Raw genomic sequence first — 16,491 nt, 5'->3', positions numbered from 1 at the left:
TCGGGCCGACCTGAGGCCGACCGGCCTGCGCGCGCCTTCCGGATGCGACGCCAGGTGCGATCGTCTCGCCCTCCAGCACGGCCCCGCCTCCCCCGGGCCGGGTGAGTCCACGACCGGGGCACCACGCCGGCACCACGCCGGCACCACGGCGTCGCGAGCGAGGGATCTCGATCAGTCCTGCTCGGCGAAGGCCTCGCGGATGGCCGCCTCCTGCTCGTCGGTGAGGTTGGTGAAGATGAGCTCGGGGCTCGAGCCGGCGAAGGCCTCCTTCACCTTGTCCACGACAGCGTCGGAGCTCATGACGAACAGTGCCGACGTTCCAGGTGTCACCTCGTCTCGCACGCGTCTGATGAAGTCGTCGTCGATGCCCACGTCGGTGAAGGCACCACCGACGGCACCGGCCGCTGCACCGATGGCGGCGCCGAGGAGGGGTACGAAGAAGATCAAGCCGAAGAGCATGCCCCAGAAGGCCCCTCCGAGGGCACCGGCACCGGCGAGGTTGTTGAGCTGGTGGGTCTTGGGCTTCTTCTTCCCTTCGTCCCACCGCACGGTGGCAGCGTCCTGGATCTTGATGAGCTGCTTGCTCGCCAGATCGCGCAAGACCGCGACCGCCTCGTCCGCGCCGCTGGCGGAGTCGAACTTCCACACCGTGAGTGTTCCCATGACTTCCCCTTGATGAGTCGAGATGTGATGTCGATCCTGCCGCTCGCTCGCGTGCTCACGACTCATCCGTTCCGGGTGAGACGACCGCCATCACCGCGGACATGTCGCATCAGCGCGCCGAGGTGGTGGGAGGAACCTGAGACCCGCCGGACGTCGTCTGTCCTCGTCAGGCGGGTACGGCAGTCATGGCCTGAGGCGTTGGAGTCGCCCTCTCCGACGTTCCTCGGCGTCGGACGACGAGCTTGATCAGCTCCTCGACGACCACGAGGGAGGAGGCGATGCCCGCGCAGATGCACCACTGGGTGAAGGTCAAGGAGGTGGTGTCCAGAATTCGCTGCAGGAAGGTGAGCGACGTCGCGAGGACGATCGCGATCAGCGCGAGACCGTAGCGCCGGAGCTGCATCACGCCAGGGATCGCATCCCGGTCGAAGACCGTGTGGTGCTGGTCGCGGCACAGGAGGGCGCCGGCCACGTGGAACAGCGACAGGGTGGTGAGGAGCATGGTGGCCCCCGCGACGGCCCCGCCCTGGTCATCGCCGATCTGGTAGGCGGCGAGGGACCCGGCGGTCATCACTGCACCCTGGGCCAGCAGCCGGATCCAGTTGCTGCGGGAGAGGACCGGCGCCCTGACCGGGCGAGGCGGTCGCGCCATCAGGCCGCGGGCAGGCTGGTCGAAGCCGAGCGCGATCGCGAGCGGGATGTCGACGACCATGTTCAACCAGAGGATCTGCAGCGGGTTCAAAGGGGCGCCGCCGGCGATGCCGATGATTCCGGCCCCGATGAAGATCGCGATGTAGGCGACGAGCGTCGACATCTGGAAGCGGAGGTACTTGAGCAGGTTGTCGTAGAGAGTGCGGCCGTAGGAGACGGCGCCGACGATCGTGGCGAAGTTGTCGTCGGTCAAGATCATCACCGCGGCCTCCTTGGAGACCTCGGTACCGGTGATCCCCATCGCCACGCCGATGTCAGCGGTCTTCAGGGCCGGCGCATCATTGACGCCGTCGCCCGTCATCGCGACCACGTTGCCCTTCTGCTTGAGCAGGCGGACGAGACGCACCTTGTCCTCCGGCGCGACCCGCGCGACCACCCCGATCTCGTCGAGCTGGCCCAGCAGCTGTTCGTCGGACATGGCGGCGAACTCCGTGCCCGTGATCGCCCGCCCGTCTATCCCCAGCTCCCCGGCGATCGCGGCAGCCGTCGTCGCATGGTCACCAGTGATCATCCGAACCTGGATCCCTGCGTCATGGCACTCGGCGATCGCGACCTTGGCCTCGGGACGGGGTGGATCGACGATGCCGACCATGGCGAGGAGCGTGAGCTCCTGCACCTGGTCGATGAGGTCGCCACCCGCCGTGAGCACGCTCGGGTCGAGGTCGCGCTGAGCCACCACCATCACCCGTTCGCCCGCGTTGGCGATCTCGTCATTGGCGATCGTCGCGAGGTGTCGGTTCTCGTCCGTGATCGCGACCAGGCTGCCGTCCGGCTTGCGGATGGTCGCCGCACGGTCGAGCAGGACGTCTGGAGCGCCCTTGACATAGCAGCGCAGGACCGGGCGTCCGTCCGACGTCATCTCGTGGAAGGTGGCCATGAACTTGTAGTCGGAGTCGAACGGCACCTCCGCCACCCGCGGCAACGACCTCCGGGTCTGCTCGATGTCGAGCCCACCCTTGGCCCCCAGGACGATGAGCGCACCCTCCGTCGGGTCACCGATCAGGCTCTCCCCGTCGAGGACGGCGTCGGCACAGAGCACCATCGGGAGCAGGTAGGGATCGAGGTCGTGCCTCTGTCCACCCACGTGGCTGATGGTGCCCTCCGTGCTGTATCCCTCGCCGGACACGGTGTACCGGTTCTGACCGGGGATGACGAGCTCGCGGGCGGTCATCTTGTTGAGGGTCAGGGTGCCGGTCTTGTCTGAACAGATCGCGGACGTCGAGCCCAGCGTCTCGACCGCGGGCAGTCGCTTGACGATCGCGTGGCGGCTTGCGATCTCCCTGGTTCCCATCGAGAGCAGCGCGGTCACCACGGCCGGAAGGCCGGTCGGGATGGCGGCCACGGCAAGCGCGACACCCGTGACGAACAGCGTGTCGAAGGACTCGCCGCGGGCAAGGCCCAGCAGCACGACCAGCACGAGGGCGACGGCTGCGATCGCGGCGATGATCCTGGACAGGGCGTCGAGCTGTTTCTGGAGCGGTGTCTTGCCGGTCTCGGTGTTGGCGAGCATGTGGGCGATGTGGCCGATCTCGGTGCCCATACCGGTGGCGGTGACGATGAGCTCTCCGCGTCCGCGTGTGACCGATGTGTTCATGTACGCCATGCAGGTCCGGTCGCCGAGCGGGACGTCATCCCCCATGACCGGGTCGGTGGACTTCCCGACCGGGAGGCTCTCGCCGGTCAACGCCGCTTCCTCGATCTCCATGGTCGCGGCGAGACAGACGCGAGCATCAGCCGGGACCAGGTTGCCCGCTTCGACGAGGACGACGTCGCCGGGCACCAGCTCCTCGGCGTCGATCTCCACCGACTGCCCATCTCGGCGAACCCGGGCGATCGTCTTCATCATCTGCGCGAGAGCCTTGACGCTCTCCTCGGCCTTGGACTCCTGGCGCAGACCGATCACGGCGTTGAAGACCGTGAGCCCAGCCAGCACGACGGTGGTACCGGTGTCTCCGGTGACGAGCTGGTTCACCAACGCCGCACCTAGGAGGATGACCTGCATGAAGTCCTGGTACTGGCGCAGGAATGCCCGCCACCCCGGTTCGTTCTTCCCCGCGGCCAGCCGGTTTGCTCCGTGTGACTCCAGCCGGGCTCGGGCCTCATCGCCGGAGAGCCCGCGAGCGGGATCCACCCCCAGCTCACGCGCCACCTCGTCGACGTCGGCGGCGACCGGGTCGAAGCCACGACGATCCCCGACAGCAGCGGTACCGGGGCTTGCCATAGCAGGCCTCCACGTGTTGATGAGTTGACGCTCAATAGTCGTGACCGGCCGAGGCCTCTGGCCTCACCCCCGGCGGGTGAGGGATGGGCCCGTGCGGACGCGGTGCCGGGTGGTCATGGGCGGCAACGCGGGCTGCCCGTCGGGGGCGTCAGTAGAGCCCTGCATCGTGGTCCGTGGCAGACGGCGTCGGTTCGGGCAGGCGCATCATGCGGAAGGAGATGGCGATGCCGACGAGCGCCGCGAGGAGCGCGACGAGGAGCGCGACCTGGAGCGCCAGGTCCCTGGCGTCGGCGTTGATGCCCAGGATCTCGTCCTGGACACTCTCGGGCTGCGCGGCGAGGAGCTCCTCCAGCTGCGCGTCACTCATCACCTGCGCGTCCTCCTCGAGAACGGCCGCCACCCGCTCCTGGTCGGCCGGAGGCAGGACGCTGCTCGACTCCGCCATGGTCGTGAAGGCGGTCGACAAGGTGGCGAGCATGATCGCGCCGGCGAAGGCGAGACCGAACGACAGGCCGAACGAGCCGGTCGCAGAGGTGACGCCCGCGCCCTCGCCGACACGTTCCTCCGAGAGCGGGGCCAGGGCGTAGTTGTTGAGCTGGGAGGCGAGGAGGCCGAGGCCGGCTCCCGCGAGCATCAGCGGCACGGCCAGGTGCCAGCCGGAGTCCGCCCGGGGCACCAGGAGGATCAGGCCGGCGACCGACACGGCGAGCAGGACGAAGCCTGCTCGGACGATGCTGCTCGCCCTCCGCTTCCCGGCACGCTTCCCGACGAGCAGTGCCACGACGAACATCGTGAGCGACAGCGGCGCGAGCGTGATGCCCGCCTGGAGCGCGTTGTAGCCCCAGACGAGCTGCAGGAAGATGGGCAACGCGATGAGCAGCCCGCCGAGGGCGACCTGCTGCAGGAAGATCTGCGTGACCCCTGTGCTGAACAGCTCGGACGAGAAGAGGCCCGGATCGAGCAGCGCCGGCTTCCCCTCGCGCTTGCGTCGGCGCAGCCACCACACGAGGGCGGCCATCGCGCCGACCCCGATGGCGAGGAGCAGCGCGACGGACTCCCCGCCCTCCTGCCACGCGAGGACCCCGATGACGAGGCCGCCCATGCCGATCACCGAAAGGAACGCCCCGGGGAGGTCGACCGACCGGTCCCCGGTGTAGGGCACGTCCCGGATGCCGCGGCTCCCCAGCAGCACGACCCCGATGATGAGCCCCTCCAGCAGGAAGCCGACGCGCCACGACAGCACCGTCGTGACGAAGCCTCCGATCAGGGGACCGATCGCAGCGGCGATCGCCCCCGACGCCCCGACCAGGGCGAACACCTTGGCGCGGGTCCTCCCCTCGAAGTTCCCGTGGATCAGTGACTGCATCGCCGGGAGGTAGAGGGAGGCGCCGAGTCCGCCGAGGATCGCCCAGAAGACGATGATCGCCGTCAGGCCCTGTGCGAACACCATCGCGAGCGCCCCGACGGCGTAGAAGAACATGCCGAGGACGAACGCGCGCTTGCGCCCGAACAGGTCGCCAACCTTGCTGCTGATGAGGATGAACGCGGCGGACACGAGCGCTTCGATCGCCACAGCGGACTGCACGCCGCTCACCGTCGTGTCGAGGTCCTCGACGACGGCCGAGATCGAGACGTTCATGAACGACGTGTCGATCACGAAGACGAACATCGCCGCTGCAAGGAGAATGCCCTGGCGAGGGATGCCGTTCGAGCTCTCGGCCAGGGCCATGGGATCACTACGCCCGTCGGTGCTGAGGCGACGCACGGACGTCGCCGAGAAGGAGGAAGCCAGTCGACCCGATGGTGGGCCCCACGGATGCGTCTGGCCTCACCCGCACCGAGGGAACCTCCATCGAGCGCCCCTGACCGAGACGCTGTTCCTCCGGCGCTGCGCCGCCGTCTGCGGCTGACGGCCACGTCGGGCACGAGCGTCCTGGTGGTGGGCCGTCACCTCTGGCGCCGTCGGTCGTTGGACCGACATGAGTCCCACATGCCGACAGCCCCTCGACCTGCTCGTGCGGCAGGTCAGGGGCTGTGGCGGACTCGGTGGGCGATACTGGGTTCGAACCAGTGACCTCTTCGGTGCGAACAGCAGAGCCGCGCTACCCGGTAGCGCGGCTCTGGATGATCTCGGTGGGCGATACTGGGTTCGAACCAGTGACCTCTTCGGTGTGAACGAAGCGCGCTACCACTGCGCCAATCGCCCGAGCTCGGCAGAACGGTATCCCATCGTGGGGCCCGAGCCGGAATCGGGTCAGGAATCGGCCCTGACGGCGCGGTCGTCCGCCTCGTCGGACCTACGGCCGCGCGCCTTGATGTCGCGCCGGAGCTCGTCTGCCTTCTCCGGGTGCCCGTGGAAGCGGCGGTAGCTGTAGATGATCAGCCCGACCGCGATGAAGGCCGACGCCACCTGGGTGACGCCGGTCCAGATCCCCCCGGGCAGCCACCACGTCTCGGACACCGGCCACCAGTCCGGGGCCGGCGGCGTGATGATCCAGAGCACGCCGCACGCGGCCAGGACGATCGCACCGAGGCACGAGGCGACGATGCGGGGCCAGGTCTCGACGCTCTCCGCGGCGCCGAGCATCGCGCGCAGCCGGACCGGCTCGACCCGCCTCTCGGCCCAGTCGTACTGCTGGGACAGGAGGGCGAGACCGGCGAAGATGCCGAGCAGTCCCGGACCGGGCAGGAAGATCGCGGCCACCCCGAGGAGCAGCAGCGTCCACCCCAGAGCTTCGAGACCGATGCGCTTGGCTGCCCCCGTCATGCGTAGAACCTACCCGGCCGGACCAGCGGTTTCTCTGCAGGCGGAAGCCCGGGTTACCGTCAAGTTCGCCACGAGCCAGCATCAAGATCCGGTCTGGACCGGTCCGGATCATATTTTGCCGTTTCGCATCATGAGCGTCACGGCATGCCGTCTCATGAGCACGCAACCCGGAGAAACCCCTCACTCCGGGCGAACCACGAGGAGCCTCGATGAACCTGTCCGGTAGCGGGCACACCCTGTCCGACGTCGCGTTGGACATCACCGTCGAGTGCATGGACGAACGCGGCATCCGCCACGAGATCGACACCGTGCTCAGCTATGCCAGCTCCGACCCCTTCGCGGTGGCCATGACCTTCGTCACCTCCGACGGCAACCTCGTGTGGACCTTCGGCCGCGACCTGCTGATCCGTGGCACCGAGGCCCCGGTCGGCGACGGCGACGTGCACGTCTCCCCCGCCATCGGGCTGAGCGGACGCGCCATGGTCTCGATCGAGCTCAGCTCCCCCGACGGTCATCTCGTGCTGCTCGCCCGTGCGGCCGACGTCCTCGACTTCATCGCGCGCACCGTCGCCGTGGTCGCCCCCGGCACCGAGTCCGACGCCTTCGACGCCGACCTGCTGATCAGCCAGCTCCTGGCCTCCTGAACCGCCCCTACACGCGGGAGTGCTGGGCGACCCAGCTCGCGTGCAGGCCGGCGTAGACGCTCCCCGCCTGCGTGACGAGCTCGAGGTGGGGTCCGCGCTGCACCACGCGCCCCTTGTCGACCACGATCACCTCGTCGGCGCTCTCGGCCGTCGACAGCCGGTGCGCGATGGTGACCGAGGTCCGTGACTGCATGAGCCGCTCGAGCGCGCGGCCGATCTGCATCTCCAGCGCCGGGTCGACCGCACTGGTCGCCTCGTCGAGGACCAGGAGGTCGGGATCGGCGAGGTGCGCGCGCAGGAGCGCGACGAGCTGGCGCTCGCCGGCAGACAGCGACTCGCCACGCTGCCCGACCTGGGTGTGGAGCCCGCGCGGGAGGCCGCGCAGCCAGTCGTCGATGCCGAGCTCGACCGCCGACGCCCGGATCTCGTCCTCGGTGGCGTCGAGCCTGCCGTAGCGCACGTTGGCCGCGATCGAGTCGTCGAACAGGAACCCCTCTTGCGGCACCAGCACGACGCTGCGCCGCAGGGAGCGCGCGTCGATGCGGCGTACGTCGACGCCGTCGAGCAGCACCGACCCGTCGGTGGGGTCCATCAGGCGGGTGAGCAGCTTGGCGAAGGTGGACTTGCCCGAGCCGGTCTCCCCCACGATCGCCACGCGGGTGCCGGCGTCGATCGCGAGGTCGACCTCGCGGAGCACCGGGGGCCCGTCGGGGTAGGCGAAGCTGACGTCGGCGAACCGGACGTCGATCGGGCCCCGGGGCAGCACCTCACCGTCCGCGCCCGGATCGACGAGGTCGGCCGGGGTCTCCAGGATGCCGAGGACCCGGCGCCAGCTGGCGATCGCGTTCTGCGCGTCCGTGAGGATCTGGGTGCCCATCTGGACCGGCCCCACGAACAGCGTGACGAGGAAGGCGAAGGCGAGCACCGTGCCGGGAGTCATGTCGCCGGTGAAGCCGAGCAGCACACCGATCACGATCACGCCGGCGTTGGCCAGGCCCGCCGAGAGGCCGCCGAGGGAGAACGAGGTGACCGTGTAGGTCTGGGCGTGCGTGTAGGCGTCCTGCCAGTCCTGGATGGCGGTGTCGATGCGCGCCTGCGTGCGGTCCTCGATGCCGTAGGAGCGGACGACCGCGGCGCCGACGACCGGCTCGGAGATCGCACCGAGCAGCACGCCCACCTGGTGGCGTACGACGGTGTAGGCGGCCGACAGCTTCTTCTGGAACCAGCGGATCGACAGGAACAGCGGCGCGAAGGCCAGCCACACGACCAGCGCGAGCTGCCAGCTGTAGACGACCATCAGCACGGTCGCGACCAGCATCTGCCCGATGCTGACGACGAAGATGAGGCCGCCGAAGACCAGGAACTGGCTGACCTGGTCGACGTCGCTGGTCACGCGCGAGACCAGGGCGCCGCGGCGCTCGGTGTTCTGGGTGAGCAGCGGCAGGTCGTGGACGTGGCGGAACGCCTTCGTGCGCAGCGTCGCGAGGCCTCGCTCGGAGACGGTGAACAACCGGCTGGTCATCAGGTAGGACGCCCAGCTGGTCACCGCGATCGCGACCGCGGCAAGCACGCCCATCCACGCGACGTAGTCGAGGCGCGGCCCATCGGGCCCGTTGAGGCCGCGGTCGAGGGTCTGCTGCACGGCGATCGGCACGACGATCTGGCCGCAGGAGGCGATGACGGCGTAGAAGAGGGTCCGGCCGAGGCCCTCGCGCAGCTCGGGTGAGTACTTCATGCCGAGGCGGAGGGTCGCGATGGCGCCGATGTCCTCCCCGGTGTCCATCCGGGTGCCGGAGGCGGCGGGGGTGGTGGTGCTCATCGCGAGCTCCCTCCGTCGGTTGCGGACGCAGGCCCGGCGTCGAGCGCGGCGTCGGTCTCGTAGGCGTTGACCAGCTGCGCGTAGGCGGGGCTGGAGGCCAGGAGCTCGGCGTGGGTGCCGCGCCCGACGATGCGCCCCTCGTCGAGGTGCACCACCTCGTCGGCCAGCGAGATCGTCGCCTTGCGGTAGGCCACCACGACCAGCGAGGCGGCCGAGCCGTCGCCGTCGCCGTCAGTCTCGCCGCGGTCGTCGCGCAGCGAGGCGAGGATCCGCGCCTCGACCTCGGGGTCCACCGCGGAGGTGGCGTCGTCGAGGATCAGCAGGCGCGGCCGGCGGACCAGCGCCCGGGCGAGGGACAGCCGCTGTCGCTGCCCCCCGGACAGCGAGGTGCCGCGCTCCCCCAGCTTGGTGTCGAGGCCCTCGGGCAGGGCGGCGACGAAGCCGTCGGCCTGGGCGGTGCGCAACGCGGCCCACACGTCGGCGTCGGGAACGTCGGCACCGAGCGTGACGTTGCCCCGGACGGTGTCGTCGAACATGAAGGCGGTCTGCGGGACGAGGGCCACGTCGCGCGGGAGCTCGCCCTTGCGCAGGCCCGTGAGGTCGTGGCCGTCGATGCGGATGTGGCCGGCGTCGGGGTCGACGAGCCGGGTCATCAGGCTGGTGAGCGTGCTCTTGCCCGACGCGGTGGCACCGACGAGCGCGACGGTGCGGCCAGGACGTACGTCGAAGTCGACGCCCCGCAGCAGCGGCGCGTCGGCGTCGTAGGAGTAGTGGAGGTCCTCGACCTCCAGGAGCGCGCCACCGGTGGTGCGGGTGGGCAGCTCGTCGAGGCCGTAGGCCATGTTGCCGGTGGCGTCGAGCACCGCCTTGGCGCGGCGGTAGCCCACGACCGATCGCGGGAACTCCCCGAGGAGCCAGCCGATCGCACGGATCGGGAACGACACGATGGTCAGCAGGTAGGCGACGGTGACGACGTCGCCGGCCTCGGTCGCGCCGCTGGCGACCCGTGAGACGCCGACCGCCAGCACGACGAGCACGCCGAGGTTGGGCAGGCTGGCCAGGGTCGGGTCGAAGATCGCCCGGAAGCGCCCGGCGCGGATGTTGACGTCGCGCAGCTCGTGGGCCTTGGCACGGAACCGGTCGGTCTCCTCGACCTCACGACCCAGCGTCTTGACGACCATCGCGCCGTCGAAGGACTCGTGGGCGATCTCGCTGACCTCGGCGCGCAGCCCCTGCGCCCGGGTCATCAGCGGGGAGGAGAAGTGCTGGTAGAGCAGGTTGGCGACCACGACGGCCGGGAAGACGAGCAGCCCCACCATCGCCAGCACGACGTCGGCGATGAACATCTGGACCACCGCGATGACCATCATCACGACCGTGCCGAGCGCCATCGGCAGCGGCATGATCGGCGACCAGGCGGCCTCGACGTCCGAGTAGGCGTTGGAGAGCAGCTGGCCGGTCGGGTGGCGCTGGTGCCACTCCATCGGCAGGGACAGGTACTGCCGGGTCACGCCGCGGCGCGTGTGCGACTGCATCCGGTAGTACATGATGCCGCCGCCCAGCCGGCGTGCCACGATGCCGACGGCGCGCAGGATGGCCACACCCATGAAGAGGGCGACCACCCACACCAGCATGTCGGTGCCGATCTCGCCGGTCTCGAACGCCGGGATCAGCACGTGCTGCGTCGCCCAGCCGAGCACCCAGGCGTCGGCCACGGTCAGCACCCCGAAGAGGACCGCTCCCAGTGTGGCGACCGTGAAGACGACCGGCTCGCGCTTGACGGCGACCCACAGGACCCGGAACCCGTCGCGAGTGGTGGTGCCCCGCAGCTCCGCGTCCTCGCCCACAGGTGTCGCCCGCCTCCCCGTCGTCCCGGTTCTCGATGTCCCGGTGTCTCCGCCGGTCAGTTGCCGATCGCAACCAAGCCGTCCGTCAGGCTATTCCTCGGCACCGACAGCGGGCGAATCAGGACACCACACCTCAGCTGGTCGGCCCGGTCACGCGCGGATGCGGGAGAGGAACGCGCGGGTGCGCTCCTCCTGCGGGTCGTCCAGCACCTGCCCGGGCCGGCCCCGCTCGTGGATGCGTCCGTCGTGCAGGAAGCAGACCTCGTCGGCCACGTCGCGGGCGAAGCCCATCTCGTGGGTGTTGAGCAGCATCGTGACGCCCTCGCCCTTGAGGTCGGTCAGCAGGTCGAGCACCTCGCCGACGAGCTCGGGGTCGAGCGCGCTCGTCACCTCGTCGAGCAGCATGAGCCGCGGGTTGGTGACCAGCGCCCGGGCGATGGCGACGCGCTGCTGCTGGCCGCCGGAGAGGTCGTCGGGGCGGGCCTGCGCCTTGGCGACGAGCCCGACGCGCTCCAGCATCGCCATCCCGCGCGAGCGCGCCTCCTCGGCTCCCACCCCGTGCACCAGGCGCAGCGCGAGGGTGACGTTGCCGATGACGTCGAGGTGTGGGAACAGGTTGTAGGCCTGGAAGACCATCCCCATGTGCGAGCGCACCTCGTCGCCGTCCACCCGGGGGTCGGTGATGTCGCGGCCCTCGAAGGTGATCACGCCGTCGTCGACGACCTCGAGGAGGTTGACGCACCGCAGCAGCGTCGACTTGCCCGAGCCGGAGGCGCCGATCAGCACGACGCACTGGCCGGGCTCGATCGTCAGGTCGACGTCGCGGAGCACCACGTTGTCGCCGAAGGACTTGCGCACCCCGTCGAGACGCAGCAGCTCGGTGGCGTAGGGAGTGTTCACAGATGACCTCCGGCGCCGTGGTAGCCCTTCTTGCGCGCATAGCGGTCGGTGAGGCGCGCCATCGGGATGGTGAGGCAGCAGAACAGCACACCCGCCACGACGTACGGCGTGTAGTTGAAGTCGATCGCCGTCTCGATCTGGGCCGCCCGGATCGCGTCCACGACGCCCAGCACGGCGATCAGGCCGGAGTCCTTCTGGAGCGAGACCAGGTCGTTCATCAGCGGGGGGATGACCCGGCGCCAGGCCTGCGGCAGCACGACGTGGCGAAGCGTCTGCCCGTAGCTCAGGCCGAGCGACCGCCCGGCGAGGCGCTGGCTCGGGTGCACCGACTCGATGCCGGCGCGGAACACCTCGGCGACGTAGGCCGAGTAGGACAGCACGAGCGCCGAGCAGCCCCAGAAGAGCGCGGACGTCGGCAGGCCCTGCAGGCTGAGCGCGGGGCCGCCGAAGCCGAGCAGGAAGATCACCAGCAGCAGCGGCAGGCCGCGGAAGACGTCGACGTACGCCGTCCCGACCAGGCGCAGCGGGAACGCGACCGGCCCGCGGATGGTGCGCATCACCGCGATCGTCAGGCTCAGCGCGACGATGAGGACCGCGCAGAGCACCATCACCCGGATGTTGAGCCAGAGGCCCTCGAGCACCGCCGGGAACGACGAGACCGCCTTGTCCCAGTCGAAGTAGGTCTCCTGGACGCGCTCCCAGCCCGGCGAGCTGACCACCAGGCCCCCGACGACGCCGAGCAGCAGCAGCGTGCTGCCCGACGCGATGACAGCGCTGCGGACCGTGCGCCGGCGCCGCCACTCGTCGCGCTCTCGCTGGACCTCGGAGGGCTCCCAGGCGGTGTCCACCTGGTCAGTCATGAGGTCGGCCTTCAGGACAGCTCGGGGGCGCCCTGCTGGGCCAGCCACTCCTGGCCGATCTGGTCGAGCACGCCGTCCTCGCGCAGCGTGTCGACGGCCGAGGACACGCAGTCGGTCAGCGGGCTGTCCTTCGCCAGCACGGCACCGAACTGCTCGGGCTCCCCGTCGGGGAGCGGGAGCTGGCCGACGATGACGCCGTCCTCGAGCTGGACGGCGGTCATGAAGTAGGCGGTCGGCAGGTCGACGACGATGCCGTCGATCTGGCCGTTCTTGAGCGACTGCACCGCCTGGTCGTTGGTGTCGAAGACGGCCGGCTCGGCCGTGGGCTGGATCTGGTCGGTGATGGCGGTGTAGCTGGTCGTGCCGACCTGTGCGCCGAGCTTGGCGTCGGCGAGGTCGGCGAGGCTGGTGGCACCGTCGATCGCGCTGCCCTTGTTGGTGATGACGGTCTGCACCACGTCGTAGTAGCCGGAGGAGAAGTCGACGGCCTTGCGGCGGGCCTCGGTGATGGAGACCTGGTTGACGTCGAAGTCGAACTCCTTCGGGCCGGGCTGCACCACCTTGTTGAACGGCACCTTGACCCAGGCGACCTGCTCGGCGGTGTAGCCGAGCTGCTCGGCGATCGCGTAGGCCACCGCGGACTCGTAGCCCTCGCCGTTGGTCGGGTCGTTGTCGACGAACCACGGCTCGTAGGCCGGGTCGTCGGTCGCGATCGTCAGCGTGCCGTCGGCCACGGTCTCCAGGGTGTCCGGCGTGCACGCGTCGGCGGCGGGCGCCTCGGACTCCGAGCTCTCGGCGGAGTCCGTGCCGGCGTCGGTGCCGCTGTCGGCCTCGTCGGTCGGGGCGCACGCAGAGAGCGCGATCGCGGCGGCCGTGAGGGTGACGACGGCGAGGTGGCGCCTGGCGGCGCGCCGGGAGGTCTTCAGCATGGCCGAATCCTACGACTCCGCGCGGCGTCAGCGAACGGGATGACCGGCCGCGGACAGACCGGCCTTGACGTCGCCGATGGTGAGGGTCCCGAAGTGGAACACGGTGGCTGCCAGCACGGCGTCGGCCCCTGCCTCGACGGCGGGTGGGAAGTGCTCGACCGCACCCGCTCCCCCGCTCGCGATGACCGGGACGGACACCTCGCGACGTACGGTGCGGATCAGCTCGAGGTCGAAGCCGTCCGTCGTGCCGTCGGCGTCCATCGCGTTGAGCAGGATCTCGCCCGCGCCGAGCTCGGCGGCGCGCGCGGCCCACTCGATCGCGTCCAGCCCGGCGCTCTTGCGGCCACCGTGGGTGGTGACCTCGAAGCCGCTGTCGGTGCCTCCAGCCCGGCGGGCGTCGACGCTGAGCACGAGCACCTGGCTGCCGAACCGATCGGCGATCTCGGCGACCAGCTCGGGCCGGTGGATGGCGGCGGTGTTGACCGCCACCTTGTCGGCCCCCGCCCGCAGCAGGCGGTCGACGTCGGCGACGCTGCCGACGCCTCCGCCCACGGTGAGCGGGATGAAGACCTCCTCGGCACAGCGGCTGACCACCTCCATCGTGGTGGCGCGGCCCTCGTGGGAGGCGGAGATGTCGAGGAAGGTCAGCTCGTCGGCGCCCTCGGCGTCGTAGAGGCGGGCCAGCTCCACCGGGTCGCCGGCGTCGCGGAGCTCGGTGAAGTTCACGCCCTTAACCACGCGACCGCCGTCGACGTCGAGGCACGGGATGACGCGGATCGCGAGGCTCATCCGCGTGCCTCCTTCTCGCGCCAGGCCGCCAGCGCGACGTCCACGATGTCTGCTCGCGGCTGGCCCTCGAGCTCGGCCAGCGGGACCCACGCCGCGTGGTCGGTCGACCCGTCGACCTCGGTGGTACCGAGCTCGCCGCCGGTGATCGTCGCGTCGAAGACGAACCGCTGGGAGCGGAACCAGTAGTCGTTGGTCCGGCCCCGCCCGGTGAAGAAGTGCTCGGCCAGCAGGCCGCCCGGCTCGACGTGGAAGCCGGTCTCCTCGAATACCTCGCGCACCATGGCGTCGACGACGGACTCCTCGAAGTCGACACCACCGCCCGGAAGTGACCACTGCGGGTCGCTGTGGCCCTCGCCGTTCCACCACGCCAGCAGCACGCGTTCCTGCCCGTCGACCTCGTCGACCAGCAGGGCGTACGCCGCGAGCCGGGTGTGGTAGTCGGTGAACTCCATGGTCATGGCCTCGTGAGCTGCAGGGCGTCCTCGAGGGTGAAGCGTCCCTCGTAGAGCGCGGTGCCGGCGATGGCGCCCTCCACGCCCTCGTCGACCAGGGTCATCAGGGCCCGGATGTCGTCGAGCGTGGTGACACCGCCGCTGGCCACGACCGGCTTGTCGGTGGCCGCGCAGACGTCGCGCAGCAGCTGGAGGTTGGGGCCCTGCAGCATGCCGTCCTTGTTGACGTCCGTGACGACGTAGCGGGCGCAGCCCTCGGAGTCGAGGCGCGCGAGGGTCTCGTAGAGGTCGCCCCCGTCGCGGGTCCACCCGCGCGCGGCGAGCGTCGTCCCCCGCACGTCGAGCCCGACAGCCACCCGGTCGCCGTACGTCGCGATCGCCCGGGCGCACCACTCGGGCTGCTCGAGTGCTGCGGTGCCGATGTTGACGCGCCGGCACCCGGTCGCCATGGCCGCCTCGAGCGACTCGTCGTCGCGGATGCCGCCGCTCATCTCGACCTGGATGTCGAGCGTGCCGACGATCCGGGCCTGGAGCTCGCGGTTGTGCCCGTGCCCGAAGGCCGCGTCGAGGTCGACGAGGTGGATCCACTCCGCGCCGGCCTCCTGCCAGCGCAGCGCCGCCTCGATCGGGTCGCCGAAGCGCTTCTCCGACCCGTCCACCCCCTGCACCAGCTGGACGGCCTGGCCGCCCTTGATGTCCACGGCGGGCAGGAGCTCGAGGTAGGGCTGCTCGGGGGTGCTGGGCATGGGTCGATCCTAGGAGTGGTCGTCTCACCTACGGCCGGGGCCTCGTCACGGCGAGACGCGGCTCACCCGGACTGACAGGATCGTCCCCATGGGGGTTCGACCGAGGACGGCGCTCGCAGTGACGCTCGGCGTGTTCGCCGCGGCTGGCGTGGTGGCGCTGGTCCTGGTCGCGGCCAGCCTCGGTGGTCCGCAGTTCCCGTCAGAGGAGGACCTGCCGGAACTACCGATGGGCTATTCCTACGCCGAGCCCGCGCGGGGGTGCGGTTCGGGCGGATGCTTTGTCGAGGCCGAGGTCGTCGTACCGGAGGGTCTCACGCCCACTGAAGCCCTGGCCGAGCTCGACGCCGCGGTGGCGGGCTGTCGCGCCCACGGCCTGCTCGACCGCCGCAGCCGGTGCACGGGTGTCGCGGTTCTGGGGCGCGACATGTTGACGGTCTCGGTCCAGCTGCGGGACTTCGGCAAGTAGCCGGGTCCGGCCCGGGGAGCGGGGTCTTTCTTGCAACCCTCTCGGCCGTGCGGGTTCGAGCGTGAGTCCTGGCCACGGGCGACGCCAGTGGCACGATGTGCCCGTGATGTCTCCACTCGTGGTGGTGTCGGGCCTCCCTGCCAGCGGGAAGACCACGGTCGGCAGGCTCCTCAGCGAACGACTGGCCATGCCGTTGATCGACAAGGACGCGATCCTCGAGGCCCTGTTCGACAGCGTCGGATGCAATGACACCACGGAGCGGACACGCCTCAGCCGCGCGAGTGACGAGGTGCTCTACGCACTGGCCGCGACGTCGGTCACCCCCGTCCTCGTGAACTGGTGGGACCGGGACTCAGCTCCAGAGCGGTTGCGTCAGTTCGCGACATCGGTCGTCGAGGTCTTCTGTGAGTGCCCGGCCCACGTCGCGGCCGCCAGGTTCACCTCGCGCGTCCGACACCCCGGGCATCGTGACGGCCATCGGAACGCCTCAGAGGTGAAGCGATCCTTCGACGACCTGCCCGCGGCGGCAAGGCAGCCTCTGGGCCTCGGAAAGGTGGTTCGGATCGACACCGGAGGCGCGCTTGCCGCTGACCTGTTGGTTCAGCACGTGCGTTCCGCGCTCGACGCAATCGCACCCACCACCACCTGACCGGAAAACGCGACTCGCAGGCACAGCC

General features: G+C 70.1%; 15 protein-coding genes and 1 tRNA gene. 3 read left to right on the top strand and 13 right to left on the bottom strand.

All coding sequences use genetic code 11. The features are described 5' to 3' along the window. Positions 1 to 171: 171 nt before the first annotated feature. The 5 genes from HOO61_RS14310 to HOO61_RS14290 form a co-directional block, all read right to left on the bottom strand. A complete protein-coding gene (locus HOO61_RS14310; RefSeq protein ID WP_172259489.1) occupies positions 172 to 663 on the bottom strand; it encodes a DUF1269 domain-containing protein in 492 nt (163 codons plus the stop codon). A 166-nt stretch (positions 664 to 829) separates the two neighbouring features. Beyond that, the gene (locus HOO61_RS14305) at positions 830 to 3,595 is read right to left on the bottom strand and encodes an HAD-IC family P-type ATPase (RefSeq protein ID WP_172259487.1); all 2,766 of its coding nucleotides are present in this window, start codon (positions 3,593 to 3,595) and stop codon (positions 830 to 832) included. 148 nt (positions 3,596 to 3,743) lie between these two features. Continuing rightward, entirely contained in the window at positions 3,744 to 5,324 is a 1,581-nt protein-coding gene (locus tag HOO61_RS14300) for an MFS transporter (protein WP_172259485.1), read from the bottom strand. 405 nt (positions 5,325 to 5,729) lie between these two features. Next, positions 5,730 to 5,801, bottom strand: a tRNA-Val gene (locus HOO61_RS14295). A gap of 48 nt (positions 5,802 to 5,849) precedes the next feature. Next, a complete protein-coding gene (locus tag HOO61_RS14290; RefSeq protein ID WP_172259483.1) occupies positions 5,850 to 6,362 on the bottom strand; it encodes a PGPGW domain-containing protein in 513 nt (170 codons plus the stop codon). Positions 6,363 to 6,571: 209 nt separating this feature from the next. Here HOO61_RS14290 and HOO61_RS14285 point away from each other — a divergent pair, with 209 nt between their 5' ends. Further along, positions 6,572 to 7,006, top strand: coding sequence for an SsgA family sporulation/cell division regulator (locus HOO61_RS14285; RefSeq protein ID WP_172259481.1), 435 nt, complete (start codon positions 6,572 to 6,574; stop codon positions 7,004 to 7,006). Positions 7,007 to 7,013: 7 nt separating this feature from the next. On the opposite strand, the gene HOO61_RS14280 is transcribed toward HOO61_RS14285, so the two are convergent. The 8 genes from HOO61_RS14280 to priA form a co-directional block, all read right to left on the bottom strand. Further along, complete coding sequence (locus HOO61_RS14280) at positions 7,014 to 8,825, bottom strand: ABC transporter ATP-binding protein (RefSeq protein ID WP_172259479.1); 1,812 nt, start codon at positions 8,823 to 8,825, stop codon at positions 7,014 to 7,016. Continuing rightward, a complete protein-coding gene (locus tag HOO61_RS14275; protein WP_367650183.1) occupies positions 8,822 to 10,672 on the bottom strand; it encodes an ABC transporter ATP-binding protein in 1,851 nt (616 codons plus the stop codon). The genes HOO61_RS14280 and HOO61_RS14275 overlap by 4 nt, the downstream gene beginning before the upstream one ends. 150 nt (positions 10,673 to 10,822) lie before the next feature. Beyond that, positions 10,823 to 11,572, bottom strand: a complete 750-nt coding sequence (locus HOO61_RS14270) for an amino acid ABC transporter ATP-binding protein (RefSeq protein WP_367650182.1) — start codon at positions 11,570 to 11,572, stop codon at positions 10,823 to 10,825. Then, positions 11,569 to 12,432, bottom strand: coding sequence for an amino acid ABC transporter permease (locus HOO61_RS14265; protein ID WP_172259477.1), 864 nt, complete (start codon positions 12,430 to 12,432; stop codon positions 11,569 to 11,571). The genes HOO61_RS14270 and HOO61_RS14265 overlap by 4 nt, the downstream gene beginning before the upstream one ends. Before the next feature lie 11 nt (positions 12,433 to 12,443). Further along, complete coding sequence (locus tag HOO61_RS14260; RefSeq protein WP_172259475.1) at positions 12,444 to 13,361, bottom strand: ABC transporter substrate-binding protein; 918 nt, start codon at positions 13,359 to 13,361, stop codon at positions 12,444 to 12,446. A 27-nt stretch (positions 13,362 to 13,388) separates the two neighbouring features. Further along, entirely contained in the window at positions 13,389 to 14,150 is a 762-nt protein-coding gene (gene hisF, locus HOO61_RS14255; protein WP_172259473.1) for an imidazole glycerol phosphate synthase subunit HisF, read from the bottom strand. Then, positions 14,147 to 14,602 (bottom strand): NUDIX hydrolase, encoded by a 456-nt coding sequence (locus HOO61_RS14250; protein ID WP_216658902.1) that lies wholly within the window; start codon positions 14,600 to 14,602, stop codon positions 14,147 to 14,149. Before HOO61_RS14250 ends, hisF begins: the two co-directional genes overlap by 4 nt. Before the next feature lie 2 nt (positions 14,603 to 14,604). After that, positions 14,605 to 15,348, bottom strand: a complete 744-nt coding sequence (gene priA, locus HOO61_RS14245) for a bifunctional 1-(5-phosphoribosyl)-5-((5-phosphoribosylamino)methylideneamino)imidazole-4-carboxamide isomerase/phosphoribosylanthranilate isomerase PriA (RefSeq protein ID WP_172259469.1) — start codon at positions 15,346 to 15,348, stop codon at positions 14,605 to 14,607. A gap of 88 nt (positions 15,349 to 15,436) precedes the next feature. Here priA and HOO61_RS14240 point away from each other — a divergent pair, with 88 nt between their 5' ends. Both HOO61_RS14240 and HOO61_RS14235 read left to right on the top strand, forming a co-directional pair. After that, positions 15,437 to 15,814: a hypothetical protein gene (locus tag HOO61_RS14240; RefSeq protein WP_172259467.1), complete on the top strand. Its 378-nt coding sequence runs from the start codon at positions 15,437 to 15,439 to the stop codon at positions 15,812 to 15,814. A 106-nt stretch (positions 15,815 to 15,920) separates the two neighbouring features. Further along, complete coding sequence (locus HOO61_RS14235; protein WP_253942472.1) at positions 15,921 to 16,463, top strand: AAA family ATPase; 543 nt, start codon at positions 15,921 to 15,923, stop codon at positions 16,461 to 16,463. Positions 16,464 to 16,491: the final 28 nt, after the last annotated feature.

The organism is Nocardioides sp. zg-1230, assembly GCF_013155335.1.
GTDB lineage: Bacteria > Actinomycetota > Actinomycetes > Propionibacteriales > Nocardioidaceae > Nocardioides.
The sequence above is the reverse complement of the archived record's forward strand: the minus strand, read 5'-3'. Positions and strand labels throughout refer to the sequence as shown.

Bases quoted from the DNA above. Each gene is read 5' to 3' on its own strand.
- hisF (WP_172259473.1), bottom strand. From the start codon at position 14,150: ATGAGCCTCGCGATCCGCGTCATCCCGTGCCTCGACGTCGACGGCGGT.
- HOO61_RS14300 (WP_172259485.1), bottom strand. From the start codon at position 5,324: ATGGCCCTGGCCGAGAGCTCGAACGGCATCCCTCGCCAGGGCATTCTC.
- HOO61_RS14235 (WP_253942472.1), top strand. From the start codon at position 15,921: ATGTCTCCACTCGTGGTGGTGTCGGGCCTCCCTGCCAGCGGGAAGACC.
- HOO61_RS14250 (WP_216658902.1), bottom strand. From the start codon at position 14,602: ATGGAGTTCACCGACTACCACACCCGGCTCGCGGCGTACGCCCTGCTG.
- priA (WP_172259469.1), bottom strand. From the start codon at position 15,348: ATGCCCAGCACCCCCGAGCAGCCCTACCTCGAGCTCCTGCCCGCCGTG.
- HOO61_RS14280 (WP_172259479.1), bottom strand. From the start codon at position 8,825: ATGAGCACCACCACCCCCGCCGCCTCCGGCACCCGGATGGACACCGGG.
- HOO61_RS14285 (WP_172259481.1), top strand. From the start codon at position 6,572: ATGAACCTGTCCGGTAGCGGGCACACCCTGTCCGACGTCGCGTTGGAC.
- HOO61_RS14260 (WP_172259475.1), bottom strand. From the start codon at position 13,361: ATGCTGAAGACCTCCCGGCGCGCCGCCAGGCGCCACCTCGCCGTCGTC.
- HOO61_RS14305 (WP_172259487.1), bottom strand. From the start codon at position 3,595: ATGGCAAGCCCCGGTACCGCTGCTGTCGGGGATCGTCGTGGCTTCGAC.
- HOO61_RS14310 (WP_172259489.1), bottom strand. From the start codon at position 663: ATGGGAACACTCACGGTGTGGAAGTTCGACTCCGCCAGCGGCGCGGAC.
- HOO61_RS14290 (WP_172259483.1), bottom strand. From the start codon at position 6,362: ATGACGGGGGCAGCCAAGCGCATCGGTCTCGAAGCTCTGGGGTGGACG.
- HOO61_RS14265 (WP_172259477.1), bottom strand. From the start codon at position 12,432: ATGACTGACCAGGTGGACACCGCCTGGGAGCCCTCCGAGGTCCAGCGA.
- HOO61_RS14240 (WP_172259467.1), top strand. From the start codon at position 15,437: ATGGGGGTTCGACCGAGGACGGCGCTCGCAGTGACGCTCGGCGTGTTC.